This window comes from Pantoea brenneri (genome assembly GCF_038594305.1).
Classification (GTDB): domain Bacteria; phylum Pseudomonadota; class Gammaproteobacteria; order Enterobacterales; family Enterobacteriaceae; genus Pantoea; species Pantoea brenneri.
The window spans coordinates 1,975,982-1,993,433 of sequence record NZ_JBCGBG010000001.1 but is presented as its reverse complement, the minus strand read 5'-3'; the positions used below and the strand labels follow the sequence as shown (position 1 = coordinate 1,993,433).

18 protein-coding genes are annotated in these 17,452 nt (G+C 56.8%); 5 read left to right on the top strand and 13 right to left on the bottom strand.

All coding sequences use genetic code 11. The annotated features are described in order from the left end of the window. Positions 1 to 5: 5 nt before the first annotated feature. The 4 genes from AABB92_RS09380 to tatE all read left to right on the top strand — a co-directional run bounded on the left by AABB92_RS09380 (position 6) and on the right by tatE (position 2,924). Positions 6 to 893: an ABC transporter substrate-binding protein gene (locus AABB92_RS09380; protein ID WP_046288463.1), complete on the top strand. Its 888-nt coding sequence runs from the start codon at positions 6 to 8 to the stop codon at positions 891 to 893. Then, entirely contained in the window at positions 890 to 1,846 is a 957-nt protein-coding gene (locus AABB92_RS09375; protein ID WP_031377754.1) for an amino acid ABC transporter permease, read from the top strand. Before AABB92_RS09380 ends, AABB92_RS09375 begins: the two co-directional genes overlap by 4 nt. After that, positions 1,843 to 2,613 (top strand): amino acid ABC transporter ATP-binding protein, encoded by a 771-nt coding sequence (locus AABB92_RS09370; RefSeq protein WP_031377755.1) that lies wholly within the window; start codon positions 1,843 to 1,845, stop codon positions 2,611 to 2,613. The genes AABB92_RS09375 and AABB92_RS09370 overlap by 4 nt, the downstream gene beginning before the upstream one ends. Before the next feature lie 107 nt (positions 2,614 to 2,720). Beyond that, entirely contained in the window at positions 2,721 to 2,924 is a 204-nt protein-coding gene (tatE, locus tag AABB92_RS09365) for a twin-arginine translocase subunit TatE (protein WP_031377756.1), read from the top strand. A gap of 125 nt (positions 2,925 to 3,049) precedes the next feature. Here the strand turns inward: tatE and lipA are convergent, their stop codons facing one another. The 13 genes from lipA to leuS all read right to left on the bottom strand — a co-directional run bounded on the left by lipA (position 3,050) and on the right by leuS (position 16,519). Further along, on the bottom strand, positions 3,050 to 4,015 hold the full coding sequence (lipA, locus tag AABB92_RS09360; protein ID WP_046288462.1) for a lipoyl synthase: 966 nt from the start codon (positions 4,013 to 4,015) through the stop codon (positions 3,050 to 3,052). Positions 4,016 to 4,184: 169 nt separating this feature from the next. Then, positions 4,185 to 4,844 (bottom strand): lipoyl(octanoyl) transferase LipB, encoded by a 660-nt coding sequence (lipB, locus tag AABB92_RS09355; protein ID WP_031377757.1) that lies wholly within the window; start codon positions 4,842 to 4,844, stop codon positions 4,185 to 4,187. Positions 4,845 to 4,925: 81 nt separating this feature from the next. Next, positions 4,926 to 5,189 (bottom strand): DUF493 family protein YbeD, encoded by a 264-nt coding sequence (gene ybeD, locus AABB92_RS09350; RefSeq protein WP_031377758.1) that lies wholly within the window; start codon positions 5,187 to 5,189, stop codon positions 4,926 to 4,928. 100 nt (positions 5,190 to 5,289) lie between these two features. Next, the gene (gene dacA, locus AABB92_RS09345; RefSeq protein WP_031377759.1) at positions 5,290 to 6,501 is read right to left on the bottom strand and encodes a D-alanyl-D-alanine carboxypeptidase DacA; all 1,212 of its coding nucleotides are present in this window, start codon (positions 6,499 to 6,501) and stop codon (positions 5,290 to 5,292) included. A gap of 122 nt (positions 6,502 to 6,623) precedes the next feature. Next, positions 6,624 to 7,703, bottom strand: coding sequence for an endolytic peptidoglycan transglycosylase RlpA (rlpA, locus tag AABB92_RS09340; RefSeq protein WP_046288461.1), 1,080 nt, complete (start codon positions 7,701 to 7,703; stop codon positions 6,624 to 6,626). A gap of 10 nt (positions 7,704 to 7,713) precedes the next feature. Then, positions 7,714 to 8,826, bottom strand: a complete 1,113-nt coding sequence (mrdB, locus tag AABB92_RS09335) for a peptidoglycan glycosyltransferase MrdB (protein WP_046288546.1) — start codon at positions 8,824 to 8,826, stop codon at positions 7,714 to 7,716. A gap of 8 nt (positions 8,827 to 8,834) precedes the next feature. Beyond that, the gene (gene mrdA, locus AABB92_RS09330; protein WP_046288460.1) at positions 8,835 to 10,739 is read right to left on the bottom strand and encodes a peptidoglycan DD-transpeptidase MrdA; all 1,905 of its coding nucleotides are present in this window, start codon (positions 10,737 to 10,739) and stop codon (positions 8,835 to 8,837) included. 34 nt (positions 10,740 to 10,773) lie between these two features. After that, the gene (gene rlmH, locus AABB92_RS09325; protein WP_031377197.1) at positions 10,774 to 11,244 is read right to left on the bottom strand and encodes a 23S rRNA (pseudouridine(1915)-N(3))-methyltransferase RlmH; all 471 of its coding nucleotides are present in this window, start codon (positions 11,242 to 11,244) and stop codon (positions 10,774 to 10,776) included. Between the two features lie 3 nt (positions 11,245 to 11,247). Beyond that, positions 11,248 to 11,565 carry a ribosome silencing factor gene (gene rsfS / locus AABB92_RS09320; protein ID WP_031377198.1) on the bottom strand — a complete coding sequence of 106 codons (318 nt, stop codon included), beginning with the start codon at positions 11,563 to 11,565 and terminating at the stop codon, positions 11,248 to 11,250. Between the two features lie 92 nt (positions 11,566 to 11,657). Next, the gene (gene nadD, locus AABB92_RS09315) at positions 11,658 to 12,302 is read right to left on the bottom strand and encodes a nicotinate-nucleotide adenylyltransferase (protein ID WP_031377199.1); all 645 of its coding nucleotides are present in this window, start codon (positions 12,300 to 12,302) and stop codon (positions 11,658 to 11,660) included. Further along, on the bottom strand, positions 12,295 to 13,326 hold the full coding sequence (gene holA / locus AABB92_RS09310) for a DNA polymerase III subunit delta (protein WP_031377200.1): 1,032 nt from the start codon (positions 13,324 to 13,326) through the stop codon (positions 12,295 to 12,297). The genes nadD and holA overlap by 8 nt, the downstream gene beginning before the upstream one ends. Further along, on the bottom strand, positions 13,323 to 13,922 hold the full coding sequence (lptE, locus tag AABB92_RS09305; protein ID WP_031377201.1) for an LPS assembly lipoprotein LptE: 600 nt from the start codon (positions 13,920 to 13,922) through the stop codon (positions 13,323 to 13,325). Before lptE ends, holA begins: the two co-directional genes overlap by 4 nt. 14 nt (positions 13,923 to 13,936) lie before the next feature. Next, positions 13,937 to 16,519, bottom strand: coding sequence for a leucine--tRNA ligase (leuS, locus tag AABB92_RS09300; RefSeq protein ID WP_031377202.1), 2,583 nt, complete (start codon positions 16,517 to 16,519; stop codon positions 13,937 to 13,939). A 222-nt stretch (positions 16,520 to 16,741) separates the two neighbouring features. Between leuS and AABB92_RS09295 the strand changes: the two genes are divergently transcribed. Next, complete coding sequence (locus tag AABB92_RS09295) at positions 16,742 to 17,224, top strand: zinc ribbon-containing protein (RefSeq protein WP_031377203.1); 483 nt, start codon at positions 16,742 to 16,744, stop codon at positions 17,222 to 17,224. Positions 17,225 to 17,452: the final 228 nt, after the last annotated feature.

The window sequence follows — 17,452 nt, the reverse complement described above, 5'->3', positions numbered from 1 at the left end:
GAACCATGATTAACCGCGTAACCGCCTTAACGCTGGCGCTGAGTCTGACCGCCAGCCTGGCGCAGGCTGCTGACACCCTGCCGACCCAGACGGTCGATCAGGCTTTACATGACCGCCTGCCGGATCAGATCAAAAAAGCGGGCCGGATGATTTCGGTCAACAATGGATCTTTCCCGCCGTATGAGATCGTCAATGGCCCGCATTCGATGGAGGGTGCCTCGGCGGATCTCACTACTGCACTGTCGCAGCTGCTGGGCGTGAAGATCGATCACGCCACGGTGAGTGGCCTGTCCGGCGTGCTGACCGGCATTAACGCTGGCCGCTATCAGCTGGCGATTGGCCCGATTGGCGACTATCCGGATCGTCAGCAGAAGGTGGACTTCATCGATTTTGTGCAGGAATTCGTGGTGTTTGGCGTCCAGAAGGGCAACCCGGCGCAGATCAACCAGCTTGATGATACCTGTGGCAAACGGATCGCGGTGATGGCAGCAGGCTCTGCGGAACAGGTAATCCGTCAACAATCGGCGCGCTGTACCGCCGCCGGCAAACCGGCAGTCACGGTGCAGGCCTTTACCGATCAGCCTTCGTCAATCCTCGCGGTGCGCTCGAAACGCTCGGATGCTTTTTTCTCCTCCCAGGCGCCGCTGACCTGGTTTGTCAATCAGGCCAAAGGCCAGCTCGAGCTGGCGGGCAAAGGACATAAGAACGGCTTCGGTGACATTTTCCAGGGCACCGTGGTGCCGAAAGGATCGCCGTTAGGCGGCGTGGTTCTTGATGCTTACAAGGTGCTCTATCAGAACGGGACCTATGCCGCCATCATGAAAAAATGGCAGCTGGAGGACAACATGACCGCTGCGCCAGGGCTGAACCTGGCAAAACAGGAGGCTAAATGAGCCTGAGCCGCCACGATTCGCCGATCAGGGAACAGCAGCGTGATGAGGCACAGTTGCGCGACGTGGCTTTCGCCCGCAGCGCGCCGGCCTATGGACGCTGGGTCAGCTGGATTGTGGTGCTGGTGGTTGGCTCTAACCTGCTGTGGCTGGTGATGACCAACCCCAATTTTGAATGGCAGGTGGTGCTGAAGTGGTTCACCGAAGGCTCGGTGCTGAAAGGGCTACAGGTTACGCTGGGGCTGACGCTGGTTTCGATGGTGCTGGGTACGCTGCTGGGGCTGCTGTTAGGCGTCTGGCGGCTGTCGGACAACCGACTGTTGCGCGGCATTGCCGGGCTCTATATCTGGTTCTTTCGCGGAACGCCGCTGCTGGTGCAGCTGATTTTCTGGTACAACCTCTCGACCCTGTTTCCTGCGTTATCCCTGACGTTACCGTGGACCGACATCACGCTGGCGCGCTGGAATACCAACGATCTGATCACCCCACTGACCGCCGCTATCGCCGGGCTGGCGCTTAACGAAGCGGCCTATATGGCTGAAATTATCCGCGCCGGACTGCTGTCAGTGGATAATGGTCAGATTGAAACCACCCAGGCGTTTGGTATGAGCCGGGCGCGGGCCCTGCGGCGGATCATTATTCCGCAGGCGATGCGTTCGATTATCCCGCCCACCGGTAATCAGCTGATCAGCATGATCAAGGCGACGTCGCTGGTGAGCGTGATTGCTATGGGCGATCTGCTCTATTCGGTGCAGGCGATCTACAACCGCACTTTTGAAATTATTCCAATGCTGATGGTCGCGGTAATCTGGTATCTGCTGATTACCTCGATCCTCAACCTGGGTCAGTCCGCCATTGAGCGCTATTACGCGCGTGGCACCCGACGGGTGACCAGCGTGGCGAAGCGCCCAGGCGCGCTGGCGGCCACCGCACAGCAACAGAAGGAGGAGCAATGAGCCAGGCTGAGCCGTTAGTCTGCGCCCGTAACGTGCAGAAGCGTTATGGCGACAATCAGGTGTTGAAAGGGATCGATCTTGATGTCTGGCCCGGTGAGGTGGTGGTGATCCTCGGACCTTCAGGCTCGGGTAAATCGACCTTTCTGCGCTGCATCAACCATCTCGAAGAGATGAATGGCGGATCGATACGGGTCGGCGATCAGCAGATCGGCTACGTGCTGAAACGCAATCTGCTGCATCGCCTGTCCTCACGTCAGATCGCCCGTCAGCGCCAGAAGATTGGCATGGTGTTTCAGCAGTTCAACCTTTATCCCCACATGACGGTACTGCAAAATATTATTGAGGCACCTATCGGCGTGCATAAATTTCCGCGTCAGCAGGCGCTGGCGCATGCCCGGTCACTGCTGGCAACGGTGGGATTGAGCGATAAGGCGGATGCCTGGCCGCGTCATCTGTCGGGCGGCCAGCAACAGCGCGTGGCGATTGCGCGCGCCTTAGCCATTAAGCCGCAGTTAATGTTGTTTGATGAGCCTACTTCGGCGCTGGACCCTGAACTGGTGGGTGAAGTGCTGGCGACCATGCGAACCCTGGCCGATCAGGGACTGACGATGATTGTGGTAACCCATGAGATCAGCTTCGCCCGTGAGGCGGCCGACCGGGTGGTGTTTATGGATGGCGGCGTAGTGGTGGAGCAGGGGACGCCGGAACAGGTGATTGCTAATCCGCAGCATCCGCGTACTCAGGCTTTCCTCAGCCGTTTTATCTGATAAGATCGCCGCTCCGATCTTACTCTGTTACAGATTGCAGTTGTGGCAGCACGCAAACTGCGCGTAAATAACAGTCACCGTTATTCGCTGAAGTTGAAAGGTTAAATATGGAAGGTATCAGTATTGCCAAACTGCTGATCATCGGTGCGCTTATCGTACTGCTTTTTGGCACCAACAAGTTACGCTCTCTGGGTGGCGATCTGGGCTCCGCAATCAAGGGCTTCAAGAAAGCCATGAAAGATGAAGACACCAGCGCAGCCCGAACTCCGGCTGAAGAAGTCCCGGCTGAACGCGTCGTCCATAAAGATTAATCAGTTATTTACTGAAAATAATTGTTACTTGTTATGTCAGACCGACATTAAAAAAACCAGGCTGTTTCCAGTCTGGTTTTTTTGTTTTCAGGCGAGCGCCTGACGTTACGCCACAGGCAGCCGGCTTATTTAACTTCGAGCCCTTTGGCCTGCATGTCCGCATGATAAGAAGAGCGGACAAACGGACCGCACGCCGCGTGGGTAAAGCCCATCGCCATGGCTTCTTCTTTCATCTCATCAAATTCCGCCGGACTGACGTAGCGCTGAACCGGCAGGTGGTGACGGCTGGGCTGCAGATACTGGCCGAGGGTCAGCATCGTGACGCCGTGACGACGCAGATCGCGCATCACTTCGACGATTTCCGCATTGGTTTCACCCAGACCTACCATCAGGCCAGATTTGGTCGGAATGTGCGGGTGCGCTTCTTTGAAACGCTCCAGCAGCTTCAGTGACCACTCGTAGTTAGCACCCGGACGAACCTGACGATAAACGCGTGGCACGTTCTCCAGGTTATGGTTAAACACATCCGGCGGGGTAGCGGTCAGAATATCCAGGGCGCGATCCATCCGGCCGCGGAAGTCAGGCACCAGAGTTTCGATTTTGATGGTCGGGTTCTTTTCACGAATCGCACTGATGCAGTCGGCAAAGTGCTGAGCACCGCCATCACGCAGATCGTCACGGTCAACCGAGGTGATCACCACATAACGCAGGCCCATGTCAGCGATGGTTTGCGCCAGCTTGCCGGGCTCATTCGCATCGGGTGCATTAGGGCGGCCATGCGCGACATCGCAGAAGGGGCAACGGCGGGTACAGATAGCGCCGAGGATCATAAAGGTGGCGGTACCGTGGTTGAAGCATTCGGCCAGGTTTGGACAGGAGGCCTCTTCACAGACCGAGTGAAGTCCATTTTTTCGCATCGCGGCTTTAATGCCCTGAATACGACTGGAGTCAGCAGGCAGCTTGATTTTCATCCATTCCGGCTTACGCAACATCTCTTGCCGTTCAACGGCCACGGTTTTCACCGGGATCAGCGCCATTTTGTCTGCGTCACGATATTTGACGCCGCGTTCCATCTGAATTGGTTTACTCATAAATCAGCAGGTTCCGGTCGGATTGCGATTTGAAAGCGTTCTCACTCAACCCGAGAAGGGTGCTTTCAACTTTATTTGAAAAAAGTGCAAAAATTATATCATCTCATCGCCCGGGAAGCAGCCACCGTTAGCGTGGATAAGTTACATATTTGTAAATTCGCATTCAGCGTTAAGGCTGAATCGGCAAATCTTCGTCTGACCATTCAACATTTTCATAACCTGTCAGGCGGGCAAACGCCGTCACCAGCGGGGCCTGCACCTGATCCAGCCGTACGTCCGGTTGAAAATGCTGCAACTGGGTCATGCTCATACCGGCATAGCCACAGGGATTAATGCGCGAAAAGGGCGCCAGGTCCATGGCGACATTCAGCGCCAGGCCGTGAAACGAGCAGCCTTTGCGGATGCGCAGCCCGAGTGAGCAGATTTTTTGCTCGCCGACATAAACGCCTGGCGCGTCGGGACGCGCGCGGGCGCTGACTCCAAAACCGGCCAGCGTGGTAATCACCGTCTCTTCCAGCGCCGTCACCAACTGGCGTACGCCAATCTTGCGTCGCTTGATATCAATCAGCACGTACATAACCTGCTGGCCCGGTCCATGATAGGTGACCTGGCCGCCGCGGTCGCTCTGCACCACCGGGATATCGCCGGGCATCAGCAGATGTTCCGCTTTTCCCGCCTGGCCCTGGGTAAAAACCGGAGGATGCTCCACCAGCCAGATCTCATCCCGGCTCAGGCTGTCGCGCTGATCGGTGTAGTGATGCATGGCGTCGGAGACGGATTGCCAGTCGCGTAATCCTGACCGGCGGACGAGAAGGGTATCAACTGACAAAACGATGGCCCGCTTTAACAAAGTAAGCTGAAAATAACGTCGGCAAACCGTCAGGAAAGGGCGCTTCGCCGACCCGGCAAATCAGAGCACCATGCGTACGATTTCGATTTTACCCAGCTCTTCATACAGGCGTTCAACCTGCTCTATATGGGTCGCGGTAATGGTGATATTTACGGAGTGATAGTTGCCCTTGCTGCTCGGCTTAACTTCAGGACTGTAGTCGCCGGGCGCATGGCGTTGCACCACTTCAACCACTTGATCAACCAGCTCCGGTTGCGCCAGACCCATTACCTTGTAGGTAAACGGGGTAGGAAATTCGAGCAGTTCATTCAGTTTGGTTTTCATATTAACTCCGGTGCATAAAAAACAGACTCCCGCCTGAGCGGGAGCATCATAATAACCTGTAATGGGGGCGATGGGGTGACTTTTCAATCACCCGCCACGCTTAGCCGAACCAGTGATGGAACATCAGTTTGATGTAATCAACGATGCGGCTGAAGAATCCGCCTTCCTGGATCTCATTCAACACCACCAGCGGACGCTGTTCGATGGTTTTGCCATCCAGCTGGAAGTTGATGCTGCCGACCACCTGATTTTTCTTCAGCGGCGCATGCAGTTCGGTGTTGTTCAGCACATAGCTGGCTTTCAGATCCTTCATCCGGCCACGTGGAATGGTCAGGTACGCATCTTTTTCAACCCCAAGCTGAACGCGATCGTTGTCACCAAACCATACCGGCTCAGAGGCAAACTCTTTGCCCGCTTTCAGCGGTGCCACGGTTTCAAAGAAACGGAAGCCCCAGGTCAGCAGTTTTTTGCTTTCGGTCTCGCGGCCTTTGTAGGTGTGACCTCCCATTACCGCGGAGATCAGACGCATCTGGCCTTCGGTAGCCGAAGCCACCAGGTTGTAACCTGCTGCATTGGTATGGCCGGTTTTAATGCCATCCACGTTCAGGTTGGTATCCCACAGCAGACCGTTACGGTTCATCTGACGGATATTGTTGAAGGTGAACTCTTTCTCTTTATAAACGGCGTACTCTTCCGGTACGTCGCGGATCAGCGCCTGGCCAATCAGCGCCATATCGCGCGCCGAGCTGTACTGACCTTCAGCATCCAGGCCGTGTACCGTCTGGAAATGGGTGTTCTGCAGGCCAATCGCTTTAACGTAGTTGTTCATCAGGTTGACGAACGCATCCTGGCTGCCGGCGACATAGTCCGCCATGGCGACACAGGCGTCGTTACCCGATTGCAGCACAATCCCACGCGTCAGCTGCGAAACCGGAACCCGATCGCCTGGCTTGAGGAACATCAGCGATGAACCTTTAAACACCGGGTTGCCGGTAGCCCAGGCATCGGGACCGACGGTGACCAGATCGTCCTGATGGATTTTGCCGGCTTTAACCGCCTGACCAATCACGTAGCTGGTCATCATTTTGGTCAGACTGGCGGGATCGCGGCGTGCATCAGCATTTTTCTCTGCCAGCACTTTGCCCGAGTTGTAGTCGATAAGGACATACGCTTCGGCATCAATGTCCGGTACGCCCGGAATCATGGTCTTGAGATTGACGTCATCAGCAATAGCGGCATGGCTGAGAGAGAAGGCGATCAGTGATCCCACTGTCAGGCGTTTCAGCAAACGAGATGATTTCAGCGTGTTCATGTGTAGGACTACAACATCCGTGGTTTTGAGGTTAAAAAAGTCACTCATCATACCCAATGGCTGGCTTTCCGGCATCGGGCATGATGATTGGGTTGTTAGCAGACGTAACGGTAACCGTTCAATCAGCGACGCGTATTGGTAATAAATGAGGCGTTCTGGCCGTCACTGCTCAGGCGCTGTTGCAGCGCAGCCGCTTCGGCACGGGTCGGATAACCGCCGAGCTGGACACGATACACATTGCCCGCCGTTTCTACCGTGCCGGGCACGCCATAACGCTGGCTCAGGCTTTTCATCAACTGCTGCGCGCGCGCCGGATCGTTCAGCGCGCCGACCTGCACCACATAGCCGGCAGCAGTCTGCGTCGGGCTGGCCGCAGCGGGTGCGGCGCTGGCTGGCGCTGCCGTTACGGCTGGCGCGCTGGCTGGCGGTTGATTGCTTTCCAGTACGCCGCTGGCTAACGGCTGGGGTGCGCCGAGAAAACCACTGCTCTGGACCGGCGCGCCCATGTTGTCACTGCTCTGCAAAGTGCTGTTGCTGATCGCCTCAACATTTTGTTGTGGTACCGGCTGAGAAGCGGCTGCGCTGCCGCCGCTCATCACCGAGCCGCCGCTGAGATCCGGGCGAGCCGGCAGCGAATAACTCTGTTTCGCCACTACTGTCCCGATGGTGCCGGGACCTGAGAGCGTACCATCCGGCGCGACCTTAATGTAATCGACGCGAACCCGTGAATTGTTGGAAATGTTCAGGCGATCGCCGGCGGCGCGCGACAGGTCGATGATGCGGCCAGGCGTATACGGGCCACGATCGTTAACCCGTACCACAATCTGGCGGCCATTGGCGATATTGGTCACGCGCACATAGCTCGGCAGCGGCAGAGTAGGGTGCGCGGCGGTCAGGGCGTCAGGATCGTAAGCTTCGCCGGTGGCGGTGCGGTTGCCCTGCGCTTCTTCGCCGTACCAGGTGGCGAGGCCGACTTCGCTGTAGTTCGACGGATCTTTAATGATGCGATAATTTTTGCCGTTGACGCTGTAATCCTGGCTGGTGCCGGGATTAATCGGCTCATAGCGTGGCTCAACGCCGGGTATTTCTACCACCGGACCATTATAGGCCGGTTGCGGCGGCGCGGTATTTTGGGGTTCGGGCGTGGTACAGGCCGCCAGAACCAGTGATGCCAGTGCAACGCCAAGCCATTCCTTACGCATCTGCTGCCTCTTAAACACTTTTAGATAACATTTTTCGGTGAGTATGGATCGACATCACAATGCCAAATCCCGCCATGAGCACGATAAGCGCGGAGCCGCCATAACTGACCAGCGGCAACGGCACGCCAACTACCGGTAAGATACCACTAACCATGCCAATGTTAACGAAAACATAAACGAATAAAATCAGCATTAAACCGCCCGCCATTACCCGGCCAAACGTGGTCTGGGCGCGGGCTGCCACAATCAATCCCCGCATGATCAGCAGCAGATAAAGCGCCAGCAGCACCAGTACCCCAACCAGTCCTAACTCCTCCGCCAGTACCGCGAAGATAAAGTCAGTGTGGCGTTCCGGCAAAAACTCCAGCTGTGACTGGGTGCCCTGCAGCCAGCCTTTGCCGCGTAGTCCGCCAGATCCGATGGCAATTTTTGACTGAATGATGTGGTAACCGGCACCCAGTGGATCGCTTTCCGGATCGAGCAGCATCATCACGCGGTCACGCTGATAGTCGTGCATCAGGAAGAACCACAGAATCGGGATAAACGCCGCCACCAGCAGCACCGCAACGCCAATCAGCTTCCAGCTCATACCGGACAGGAACAGCACAAACAGTCCGGAGGCGGCAATCAGAATCGAGGTACCGAGATCGGGCTGAGCCGCCACCAGCAGGGTGGGCACAAAAATCAGGATCAGTGCGATGCCGGTATTTTTCAGCGTCGGCGGACAGACATCGCGGTTGATAAAGCGTGCCACCATCAGCGGCACGGCAATTTTTGCGATCTCCGACGGCTGAAAGCGGACGATACCGAGGTCAAGCCAGCGCTGAGCACCTTTACTGATCTGCCCAAACGCATCTACCGCAATCAGCAGAATGACGCAGATGATATAGAGATAGGGCGCCCAGCCTTCGTAGACGCGCGGCGGCACCTGCGCCAGCACAATCATGATCACCAGGCCCATGGCGATCTGGCCGATTTTACGCTCCATCATGCCCGGGTCCTGGCCACTGGCGCTCCAGATCACCACGGCGCTGTAAATCAGCAGGCCGAGAATCACCAGCATAAACAGCGGATCGATATGGATGCGCATCCAGATCGATCGTTTCTGCGGACTATCGTTCATCGACATGTTTATTCACCTTCGTAGCCGGGCGGCACAGGGGCTGCGTCCGGCAGAACTGTATTGTTATCACCTAACATGATGTGATCCAGAATCTGGCGCATGACGGTACCGACAGCCGGTCCGGCGCCACCGTTTTCCAGGATAATGGTCACCGCGACCCGAGGTTTGTCATAAGGGGCAAACGCGGTCATCAGCTTATGGTCGCGTAATCGTTCGGCAATTTTATGCGCGTTATAGGTTTCATTCTCTTTCAGGCCAAACACCTGAGCCGTCCCTGATTTGGCGGCGATTTTATAAGGCGCGTCAGCAAAGCTCTTGTGCGCGGTTCCGTTAGGGCGATTTGCCACGCCATACATTCCGTCTTTGGCAATTTCCCAGTAGCCGGAATGGATGTCGCCAATCGGTGCCGCAGGCGGCTGGCGATAGGGCACCAGAGTGCGCCCTTCGCGGGTGGCGCGCAGCATATGCGGTACCCGGATGACGCCATCGTTAATCAGGATCATCATCGCTTTGTTCATCTGCAGCGGCGTCGCGGTCCAGTAACCCTGGCCGATGCCCACCGGGATGGTGTCGCCCTGATACCACGGCTTTTTAAAGCGTCTGAGCTTCCAGTCACGGGTCGGCATGTTGCCCGCGCTCTCCTGTGGCAGATCGATGCCGGTGCGGCTGCCGTAACCAAACTTGTTCATCCACTCCGACAATCGGTCAATGCCCATGTCATAGGCGACCTGGTAGAAGAAGGTATCGGCGGACTCTTCCAGCGCTTTGGTGACGTTCAGGCGGCCGTGGCCCCATTTTTTCCAGTCGCGAAAGCGCTTCTCAGAGCCGGGCAGCTGCCACCAGCCTGGATCGAACAGGCTGGTATTGCGGTTGATCACGCCGGCACTCAGGGCTGAGACCGCGACGTACGGTTTGACCGTTGAGGCCGGTGGATAAGCGGCCTGGATGGCGCGATTATACAGCGGACGGTTTTCATCGTTGAGCAGGCCGCGATAATCCTTACTGGAGATACCGTCGACAAACAGATTCGGGTCGTAGCTCGGCGTTGAAACCATCGCCAGAATTTCGCCGGTACGCGGATCGCTGACCACCACCGCGGCGCGACTGCCGGTCAGCAGCGTTTCGATATACTGTTGCAGCTTAAGATCGATGGTCAGATAGATATCACGGCCAGCCTGCGGTGACTCTTCATGCAGCTGACGGATCACCCGGCCGCGGTTGTTCACTTCAACCTCTTCAAAGCCGGTTTTGCCATGCAGCAGATCTTCGTAATAGGCTTCAATGCCGAGCTTACCAATATCGTGGGTCGCGGCGTAGTTAGGCCATTTTCCCTCTTTATCGAGGCGGGCAACGTCACGATCGTTAATTTTGGACACGTAACCGACCACGTGCGTCAGGGTCTGACCAAACGGATAGTAACGGCGCTGATACCCTTTGACTTCTACGCCGGGGAAGCGGTACTGATTCACCGCAAAGCGCGCGACCTGCACCTCATTCAGGCCGGTTTTTACCGGAATAGAGGTAAAGCGGCGCGAGCGTTTACGCTCTTTTTGAAAGTTTTCGAGGTCGTCGTCGGTCAGTTCGAGAATCGGACGCAGGTTATCCAGCGTCTGTTGCAGATTATCGACTTTTTCCGGCACCAGTTCGGCCTGATAGATGGTGCGGTTGAGGGCCAGCGGCGTGCCGGTGCGGTCATAGATGATGCCCCGGCTGGGCGCGACCGGAACCAGCTTAATGCGGTTTTCGTTTGAGCGGGTGCTGTAATCGTCGAAGCGTAAAATTTGCAGGTGGTAAAGGTTAACCACCAGCACCGAGGAGAGCAGTAAGATACCGACGAAAGCGATAAACGCCCGACGGACAAAAAGTTTTTGTTCGGCGCTGTAATCGCGAAAGGCGTTGCTTTGTAATTTCATCCGCTACTTGTCATGTCTGATGTGGGCTGATCGGTCATTCACGATGATAAGGATGATTTGTCGTTATGCTCCATGCACGATACAGGCTTTCGGCCACCAGCACGCGCACCAGCGGATGGGGCAACGTCAATGCTGACAGTGACCAGCTCTGTTCTGCCGCCGCTTTACAGGCTGGCGCCAGCCCTTCAGGACCGCCAATCAACAGGCTGACATCGCGACCATCCAGCTTCCAGCGCTCAAGCTGCTGCGCCAGCTGTGGGGTTTCCCACGGATGGCCGGGAATATCCAGCGTGACGATGCGATTGCCTTTGCCGACCGCCGCTAACATCGCCTCACCCTCTTTTTCAAGGATGCGTTTGATATCAGCATTTTTGCCGCGTTTACCCGCGGTCACTTCGGTCAGCTCCAACGGCATATCTTTCGGGAAGCGGCGCAGATATTCCATGAAACCGGTCTGCACCCAGTCAGGCATTTTGGTGCCGACGGCAACAAGTTGCAGTTTCACCGGTTAGCCCCAGAGTTTTTCCAGCTCGTACAGCTGGCGACTCTCTTCCTGCATCACATGCACGATGACATCACCGAGATCGACAACCACCCAATCTGCTGCGCTCTTGCCTTCAATGCCTAACGGCATCAGGCCGGCCGCACGGGACTCCTGCTCAACGTGCTCGGCGATCGAGGTGACGTGACGCGTGGAGGTGCCGGTGCAGATGATCATGAAATCGGTGATGCTGGATTTGCCCTGAACGTCGATGGTGACAATGTCCTGGCCTTTGAGATCATCAATCTTATCAATAACGAACTCTTGGAGTGCTTTACCTTGCAAAAGGTTCCCCTCTAAAACTGGTGGTGACGAGCCGGCTGTAAGCCCGGATTATGCAGCCAAAAAATTAAGCGGCGCAGTATAGCATGCCCGGATCAGTCGCGATATAAGCCTGCGCGGTCGATATAATCGATAACCGCAGCGGGCAGCAGGGCGTCGCAGGACTGGTTGTGATGGCGACGGCGACGGATCTCGGTAGCGGAGATGTCATACAGCGGCGTTTCTGCCAGCCAGATATGGCCAGCAGGCTGAAGATGAAGCTGTTTTACGTCATGCGCAAGATGCTGATCGAGCCAGCGCTGCATTTCGGGCGACGACATCCGGGTCGGATAGCCCGGCCGCTGACACACCAGCAGGTGGCAGAGTGACAGCAGATCCTGCCAGCGATGCCACTTTGGCAGGTTCAGCAGCGAATCCTGACCGATGATGAAGCCCAGCGGTTGCTGAGCGCCGCGTTCGGCACGCAGATTTTCCAGCGTGGTCACGGTCCAGGAAGGCGTGTCGCGTTCCAGTTCACGGGTATCAATGTCAAACAGCGGCAATCCGGCGATGGCGCAGCGCAGCATCGCAACCCGCTGGGTCGCGCTGGCTTCCGGCTGAGGACGGTGCGGCGGCACATTGTTCGGCAGCAGGGTGACTTTTTGCAGCCCGGTCTGCTGCGCCAGCGCTTCAACCGGACGCAGATGCCCGAAATGGATCGGATCGAAAGTGCCGCCAAACAGCGCGTGTAACTCAGACATGAGCGAAACTCGCGGGAAACGCGCGGCTGCTGAGCAGCAGCGTCAGGGTTTGCAACTGCGGCCATACCGGCTGGCCATAATCCTGCTTCAGGGTGATCTCAATCTGGCTCAGCAGATGGATTGCCCGCTGCAAACGCGCCGCATCCAGCCGTTGTAACGCATCGGTAAACAGGGCGCGACGGTTCTGCCAGATGCGCTGTTGATCCATCAGATTACGCAGCGGCTGTTGCGCCTGGTGACGTTGCAGATGCAGCAGCGTCAGCAGATCGCGTTGCAGGGTACGCAGCAGGATCACCACTTCGCTCTCTTCCCGCTCCAGCTGATGCAGGATATGCAGAGCGCGGCGGCTTTTGCCCGCCAGCACCGCGTCGACCCAGTGGAAAGGGGTGAAGTGCGCCGCATCGCTGACCGCTTCTTCAACCCGCGGCAGCGTCAGTTTGCCGTCGGGCCACTGCAGCGACAGTCGCTCCAGCGCCTGCGCCAGCGCCAGCAGGTTGCCCTCATAGCAGTAGCACAATAGCTGCACCGCCGCGTCATCAACCGCCAGCTTCAGCGCTTTGGCGCGGTTCGCTACCCAGCGCGGCAGCTGCGCCTGCTCTGGAGTCTGACAGGGCACTAATACGGCGGAGGCCGAAAGCGCTTTAAACCAGGCGCTGTTTTCCTGCGCTTTGGTCAGCTTCGGCATCCGGCAAATCAGCAGAATATCCGCATGCAGCAGTTGCGACAGCTTAACCAGCTGCTCAGCCATCGCGGCATTCGGACCATTGTCGGGGAAGTGCAGGGTGAGCGTCTGACGCTGGGCAAACAGGCTCAGTGACTGACAGCTGACAAACAGGCTTTCCCAGTCGGTCTGGGCATCGAGGGTGACGCTGAAGTGTTCTTCGAATCCCTGAGTTGTCGCTGCCGCGCGGATCGCGTCTGCGCTCTCCTGCAGCAGCAGGGGTTCGTTACCGGCCAACAAATAACAGGCGCGCAGCCCCTCACGGAGCTGCGCGCTGAGTTGCTCAGGATAAATCCTGATCATTGCAGACTGGTGGCAGAGGAAGAAGGGACTTCCTCTGAGTCCTGACCCGGCACCGGAATCGCTGACTGGCGCAGGGTATCTTTATTGTTGAGCTGTGCCGCATGGACCGTCAGCAGTTTACGCACCAGCTGCTCGGCAGCACGCTGACGCATCTCCTGCACAATCATGTCCTGCTCAGCATCTTTCGCCAGCGCCGCATTCGGGTTATCGAAGAACGAACGATAAACCGTGGTGCTGATCGGATAGATGCCTTTGCCCGGCAGCAGCACCTGGGCGGTCAGGGTCATTACCAGCTGGTACTCAGCGGTTCCGCCATTGATAAAGACCGATGCGGTATCGCGGCCCTGCGCTTCGCTACCCAGACGCAGCGTCGGGATATCGGTGCGGTTCTGCTTGCTGTCCTCAACAATACGCACATTGTTGATACGCAGCTGCTGCCGCACGGTACGCGCCAGTGGACCGTAAGGATCGCCGGTTGAAACAATCAGGGTTTTCAGTTCACTCGGCACCTGAGTGGTGCCGCGCGGATGAAAACCACAGCCAGCGGTGATCACCACCGCCAGCATGACAAACAGCCTGATAATCGGATGTCGCACAGTTCCTCCTGAACTTAACCTACGACCAGGTTAAGCAGTTTGCCCGGTACATAAATGACTTTACGAATCGTCACGCCGTCCAGGTACTTCGCCACCAGATGCTCCTGGGCGGCGCGTGCCTGAACCTGTTCCTGCGTGGCATCGGCCGGTACGGTAATTTTACCGCGTACTTTACCGTTTACCTGCACCACCACCAGCAGTGAATCTTCCACCATTGCGGCTTCATCAGCAACCGGCCAGCTGGCTTCATCAATCGTCCCTTCGCCGCCCAGCGTCTGCCACAAAACATAGCTGGCATGCGGAGTGAACGGATAGAGCAGACGGACAATCGCCAGCAGCGCTTCCTGCATCAGTGCGCGATCCTGCTCGCTCTCCTGCGGCGCACGTGCCAGCTTGTTCATCAGTTCCATAATTGCGGCGATGGCGGTGTTGAAGGTCTGACGACGGCCAATGTCATCCGCCACTTTGGCGATGGTTTTGTGCAGATCGCGACGCAGTGACTTCTGCTCATCATTAAGGCTGGCGACATCAAGCGCTACGGTTGTGCCTTTCTGGGTGTGGTCGAAGACCAGCTTCCAGACGCGTTTCAGGAAGCGGTTAGCGCCTTCCACGCCCGATTCCTGCCACTCCAGCGTCATATCGGCCGGGGAAGCAAACATCATGAACAGACGCACGGTATCCGCGCCGTAACGCTCGACCATCAGCTGAGGATCGATGCCGTTGTTCTTCGACTTCGACATTTTGCTCATGCCAGCGTAGATCACTTCGCGGCCCTGGGTGTCAACCGCCTTGACGATGCGGCCTTTCTCATCGCGTTCCACGTTCACGTCGACCGGCGATACCCAGTTACGCTCACCGTTAGCACCGAGGTAATAGAAGGCGTCTGCCAGTACCATCCCCTGACACAGCAGGCGCTTAGCCGGTTCATTGGAGTTAACCAGACCGGCATCACGCAGCAGCTTGTGGAAGAAGCGGAAATACATCAGGTGCATGATGGCGTGTTCAATACCGCCCACATACTGATCGACCGGCAGCCAGTAGTTCGCCGCCGCCGGATCCAGCATGCCTTCCTTGTAGCTGGCGCAGGTGTAGCGCGCGTAGTACCAGGAAGACTCCATAAAGGTGTCGAAGGTGTCGGTTTCACGCAGCGCTGGCTGACCGTTGACGGTAGTTTTTGCCCACTCCGGGTCGGCTTTAATCGGGCTGGTAATGCCGTCCATCACCACATCTTCCGGCAGGATCACCGGCAGCTGATCTTCTGGTGTTGGCATAACCGTGCCATCTTCCAGCGTGACCATCGGGATTGGCGCACCCCAGTAACGCTGACGTGAAACACCCCAGTCGCGCAGGCGGTAGTTCACTTTACGCACACCCACGCCTTTGGCGGCCAGCGCGTCAGCAATCGCATTGAAGCCTGCGGCGTGATCCAGACCGTTAAACTCACCTGAGTTAAACAGCGCGCCTTTCTCGGTCATCGCCGCGGCGCTGACGTCTGGCTCGCTGCCGTCAAGGTTCAGCACCACCGGCTTAATCGGCAGATCGTATTTGGTGGCAAATTCCCAGTCACGCTGATCGTGTGCCGGAACCGCCATCACCGCACCGGTGCCATATTCCATCAGCACGAAGTTAGCGACCCACACCGGGATTGGCTCGCCGGTCAGCGGATGGATAGCGGACAGGCCGGTGGCCATGCCTTTTTTCTCCATGGTCGCCATTTCCGCTTCGGCCACTTTGGTGTTGCGGCATTCAGCGATAAAGTCAGCCAGCGCCGGATTATTCACCGACGCCTGAGTGGCCAGCGGATGACCAGCAGCGACCGCGACATAGGTCGCGCCGATAAAGGTGTCCGGACGGGTGGTGTAGACGGTAACTTTCTCTTCGCTGTCCGCGACGTCAAAAGTGATCTCAACCCCTTCAGAGCGGCCAATCCAGTTACGCTGCATGGTCTTGACCTGCTCAGGCCACTCTTCCAGCGTATCGAGATCGTTCAGTAACTCTTCCGCGTAATCGGTGATTTTAATGAACCACTGCGGGATCTCTTTGCGTTCAACTTTGGTATCGCAGCGCCAGCAGCAGCCGTCAATCACCTGCTCGTTAGCCAGTACTGTCTGATCGTTCGGGCACCAGTTAACCGCTGAGGTTTTCTTATACACCAGACCTTTTTCATACAGTTTGGTGAAGAACCACTGTTCCCAGCGATAATATTCCGGCTGACAGGTCGCCAGTTCACGGCTCCAGTCATAACCAAAACCCAGCAGCTTAAGCTGGTTTTTCATGTAGGCGATGTTGTCGTAGGTCCAGGGCGCCGGTGCGGTATTGTTTTTGACCGCCGCGCCTTCCGCAGGCAGACCGAAAGCATCCCAGCCAATCGGCTGTAGCACGTTTTTGCCGAGCATACGCTGATAACGCGCGATTACGTCGCCGATGGTGTAGTTACGAACGTGGCCCATATGCAGGCGGCCAGAAGGATAGGGCAACATGGAGAGGCAATAGTATTTTTCTTTACCTTCCTGCTCAGTCACTTTAAACGTTTCGTTTTCATCCCAGTGCTGCTGCACGCGGGATTCAATCTCTTCCGGGCGGTATTGCTCTTGCATGGCTGCCTGTGGTCCTTAATGAATAACACTTTGCTGACGTTAAGATCCGCATAGCATACCCATAAGGCCGCGCATCAACAACATTTCCCACTTTCGCTGGCGCGATTTGTGTCGAAAGCGTCAAAGCCTTCACCCTTTTGTAATTCAACTGACAGACGACACGGCAAACACCACAAAGCGACTAAACTTAATCCAGCGATGACCTACATAAAGGAGAACAAAATGAATAAAGTGGCTCAGGAATATCGCGAGTCGTTAGCGGTGCTGACCGAGCGTCTGCGTCAGGGCGATCGGAATATTGATAGCCTGATTAGCGAGCGACGCAGCCAGCTGCTGGCACGTCCGGATCTGACGCCTGTTGAGGTCGATCAGGCGCTCAGCTCGGTGCGCCGCGATTTAGAAGAGTTTGCACGCAGCTATACCGATGTTGAAGAGCCGCTGGCCGATTCGCTGTTTATGCGCATCATTCGTGAAAGCGTCTGGAAAGAGCTGGCGGATATCACCGATAAAAGCCAGCTTGAGTGGCGTGAGGTGTTTCAGGATCTGCATCACCATGGCGTCTATCAGAGCGGCGAAGTGGTGGGGCTGGGTAATCTGGTGTGTGAGAAATGTCAGTTCACCCGGGCGATCTACACGCCGGAAACGCTGTCACGCTGCCCGGAGTGTGGTCACGATCAGTTCCAGCGTCAGCCTTTCGAACCCTGAAAATCTGGCGGGCACCGGGCCTGATGCTGGGCAGTTAAGCGATGGGTGATAACGCAGTCTGGTGCCGCTCAGGGGCTGGCGGTCCTCGCGCCGCTGCGCGGTTCCTTCACTTCATTCCTCTGCCTGACGGACCGCCGGGGATGGCACATCCTGTGGTGCCCCGCCTTTCGCCCGCGTCCTGCCGGCTCTCCTGCAGACTCATTCTGCTCAGCACTGCGGATTGCCTGT

Coding starts and splice junctions, on each gene's coding strand:
- AABB92_RS09380 (WP_046288463.1), top strand. CDS start 6: ATGATTAACCGCGTAACCGCCTTAACGCTGGCGCTGAGTCTGACCGCC.
- AABB92_RS09375 (WP_031377754.1), top strand. CDS start 890: ATGAGCCTGAGCCGCCACGATTCGCCGATCAGGGAACAGCAGCGTGAT.
- AABB92_RS09370 (WP_031377755.1), top strand. CDS start 1,843: ATGAGCCAGGCTGAGCCGTTAGTCTGCGCCCGTAACGTGCAGAAGCGT.
- tatE (WP_031377756.1), top strand. CDS start 2,721: ATGGAAGGTATCAGTATTGCCAAACTGCTGATCATCGGTGCGCTTATC.
- lipA (WP_046288462.1), bottom strand. CDS start 4,015: ATGAGTAAACCAATTCAGATGGAACGCGGCGTCAAATATCGTGACGCA.
- ybeD (WP_031377758.1), bottom strand. CDS start 5,189: ATGAAAACCAAACTGAATGAACTGCTCGAATTTCCTACCCCGTTTACC.
- dacA (WP_031377759.1), bottom strand. CDS start 6,501: ATGAACACGCTGAAATCATCTCGTTTGCTGAAACGCCTGACAGTGGGA.
- rlpA (WP_046288461.1), bottom strand. CDS start 7,703: ATGCGTAAGGAATGGCTTGGCGTTGCACTGGCATCACTGGTTCTGGCG.
- mrdB (WP_046288546.1), bottom strand. CDS start 8,826: ATGAACGATAGTCCGCAGAAACGATCGATCTGGATGCGCATCCATATC.
- mrdA (WP_046288460.1), bottom strand. CDS start 10,739: ATGAAATTACAAAGCAACGCCTTTCGCGATTACAGCGCCGAACAAAAA.
- nadD (WP_031377199.1), bottom strand. CDS start 12,302: ATGTCTGAGTTACACGCGCTGTTTGGCGGCACTTTCGATCCGATCCAT.
- holA (WP_031377200.1), bottom strand. CDS start 13,326: ATGATCAGGATTTATCCTGAGCAACTCAGCGCGCAGCTCCGTGAGGGG.
- leuS (WP_031377202.1), bottom strand. CDS start 16,519: ATGCAAGAGCAATACCGCCCGGAAGAGATTGAATCCCGCGTGCAGCAG.
- AABB92_RS09295 (WP_031377203.1), top strand. CDS start 16,742: ATGAATAAAGTGGCTCAGGAATATCGCGAGTCGTTAGCGGTGCTGACC.